This window comes from Cupriavidus sp. SIMBA_020, assembly GCF_046535395.1.
GTDB classification, from domain to species: Bacteria; Pseudomonadota; Gammaproteobacteria; order Burkholderiales; family Burkholderiaceae; genus Cupriavidus; species Cupriavidus campinensis.
Genome location: NZ_JAWRWU010000626.1, coordinates 1 through 270, shown reverse-complemented (window position 1 = coordinate 270; position 270 = coordinate 1). Strand labels below are relative to the sequence as shown.

Below are 270 nucleotides of genomic sequence, written 5' to 3'. Positions count from 1 at the left end.
GACCAGCATCGGCGTCGAATCGACGGCACGCCAGGCGCACGAACTCGGCTACAACGTGACGCTGGCGATCGACGCGATGACCGACCTCAACGCGGACGCGCACACGAACAGCGTCGAACGGGTGTTCCCGCGTCTCGGTGAGACCGGTTCGACGCAAGAGATCCTCGCGCTGCTCGACCGGCGCGGCGCATGAACGACACACGCACTCAGCCGGCGCCGGGTCATGCGGCCGGCCGGCTCGATCCGGCGATCTGGAAAGTCAGCGCGGTC

At 68.1% G+C, this 270-nt stretch carries 1 protein-coding gene; it reads left to right on the top strand.

The genetic code is table 11. From position 1 onward, the window contains the following. On the top strand, positions 1-193 hold a 193-nt coding region (locus tag SB751_RS30800), incomplete at its 5' end, for an isochorismatase family protein (protein ID WP_410749126.1). Between the last annotated feature and the right edge of the window lie 77 nt (positions 194-270).